The organism is Streptomyces sp. SID1328 (assembly GCF_009865595.1).
GTDB classification, from domain to species: domain Bacteria; phylum Actinomycetota; class Actinomycetes; order Streptomycetales; family Streptomycetaceae; genus Streptomyces; species Streptomyces griseoluteus.
In genome coordinates this window covers 1-2116 of record NZ_WWKH01000043.1, presented here as the reverse complement: position 1 = coordinate 2116, position 2116 = coordinate 1, and the positions used below count along the sequence as shown (strand labels likewise).

Genomic DNA, 2116 nt, shown 5'->3' with positions numbered 1-2116 from the left:
CCACGGTCGTCACGGCGCTCGAAGGAACGGCCACCACGGTCGTCACGACGCTCGAAACCACGGCCGCCACGGTCGTCACGGCGCTCGAAGCCACGGCCGCCACGGTCGTCGCGGCGCTCGCCACGGTCGCGGTCGAAGGAACGGCGGCCCGCCGGGCGCTCGTCGCGCTCGGGCTCGCGGGCGGCCGGACGCTCGGCCTCGGCGGTCGCCTCGGCCACGGCCTGCTCGGCGGTCGCCTGCGCCTCGGCCACGGCGGCCTCCGGGTCCTCACCGCGCTCGCGGGCGACCCGCGCCACCAGGCGGTCGGCCTCCTCGCGCAGCTCACCGGCGCGGCGCTGGGCGCGCTCCAGCTCCTTGACCAGCCCGGCGACCTCGCGCTCGGCCTGCTGCGCGGCGTTGCCCGCGGACTCGGCCTGCACCTCGGTCATGGACCGGGCGCCGGTGATCTCGGCGACCTCGGGCTCGAACGCGCCGGCCCCCTGGATGATGTGGCGCGCGGCGTCGACGCCCGCGTCCTCCATCAGCCGGAAGATCTGGCGGCGCTGGTGCGGCAGGGACAGCGAGACGACCGTGCCGGAACGGCCCGCACGGGCGGTACGGCCGGAGCGGTGCAGGTAGTCCTTGTGGTCGCCCGCCGGGTCGACGTTGAGGACCAGGTCGATGCCGTCGACGTGGATGCCGCGCGCGGCGACGTCGGTGGCGACGAGCGCGTTGACGTAGCCGTCCTTGAAGTCGGCCAGCGTCCGGGTACGGGCGCCCTGGGTCATGCCGCCGTGCAGCGCGTCGGCCTTCACGCCCGACTCGCGGAGCTGCTCGGCGATGCGGTCGGCACCGAGCTGGGTGCGGACGAAGATGATCGTGCGGCCCTTGCGGGAGGCGATCGCGGCGGTGACCGGCGCCTTGTCCTTGGGCTTCACGATGAGGATGTGGTGCGACATGGTCGTGACGTTGCCCTGGGCGCTGTCGACCTCGTGCACGACCGGGTCGTTCAGGTAGCGCTTGACCAGCGTGGAGATCTCGTTCTCCATGGTCGCGGAGAACAGCATGCGCTGGCCGCCGGCCGGGACCTGGTCGAGCAGCTCGGTGACCTCGGGCAGGAAGCCCAGGTCGGACATCTGGTCGGCCTCGTCGAGGACCGCGATCTGGACGTCCTCCAGCGAGCAGGCGCCGCGGTTGATGATGTCGCGCAGGCGGCCCGGAGTGGCGACGAGGACGTCGACACCGCGCTCGAGGGCGTAGATCTGGTTGCCCATCGAGGTGCCGCCGCAGACGACCTTCATCTTCAGGCCGAGCACGTCGCCGTAGGGCTGGAGGGCGTCGGCGACCTGCATCGCCAGCTCGCGGGTCGGCGTCAGGATGACGGCGCGCGGGCGCTTCTTCTCGGTGCGGCCGCCGGCCAGCGTGGCCAGGGTGGGCAGACCGAAGGAGAGGGTCTTGCCGGAGCCGGTACGGCCACGGCCGAGGATGTCCTTGCCGGCCAGGGCGTCCGGGATGGTCGCGGCCTGGATCGGGAAGGGGGTGGTGACACCGTTCTGGGCGAGCTTGCGCACGATGCCCTCGGGGAGACCGAGGTCGGCGAAGGTGATCTCGGGGGTGGTGTCGGTGGTGTCGTCGGCCTCGACGACAGCGGTGACCTCGTTCGTCCCGTCGACGGGGGCGTCCCCGTCCTCGGGCGCGACGAACTGGTCAGTACTGGAAACGGACATGCGAATGCGAAACCTTCCGGAGTCTCTCGGCACGCGCCCGTCAACTCCGTGATTCGCACAACACAACCGCCTCAATGCGGTCCGTCACGGCAAGGGAGAGTACGCGCCACACGGCGCGCTCTGCGATGGCGCCGGGCAAATGGGATCAAACGATCTACCACCATACGCACCCCCCACCCCTGAAGGCAAACCGGCTCGTCAACCCCCTTCCGGCGCCCGTTTCACGGCTCACGCCGCGGCCCGTACGGCGGGCACCGGAACCCGTCCGCCGAGCTGCGGGGCGGGGTCCTCGTGGGCCGAGGACGACGGCTCGGCCGACGGTGGCTCGGTGTCCGGCGGCGGCGGGGTCGACGCGGGCGGCTCGGGCGGCGCGGAGGTCACCGGGGGCGGGGTCGGCTCCCCCGTCGGCA

Annotated in this window: 1 protein-coding gene and 1 pseudogene; both read right to left on the bottom strand. The window is 72.6% G+C overall.

Annotated elements, in window-relative coordinates; all coding sequences use genetic code 11:
* Positions 1 to 1706, bottom strand: a 1706-nt coding sequence (locus GT030_RS01415) for a DEAD/DEAH box helicase (RefSeq protein ID WP_161199435.1), incomplete at its 3' end; no start/stop codon positions are given.
* Between the two features lie 228 nt (positions 1707 to 1934).
* A pseudogene (locus GT030_RS01410) lies at positions 1935 to 2116 on the bottom strand (hypothetical protein); the annotation flags it as partial.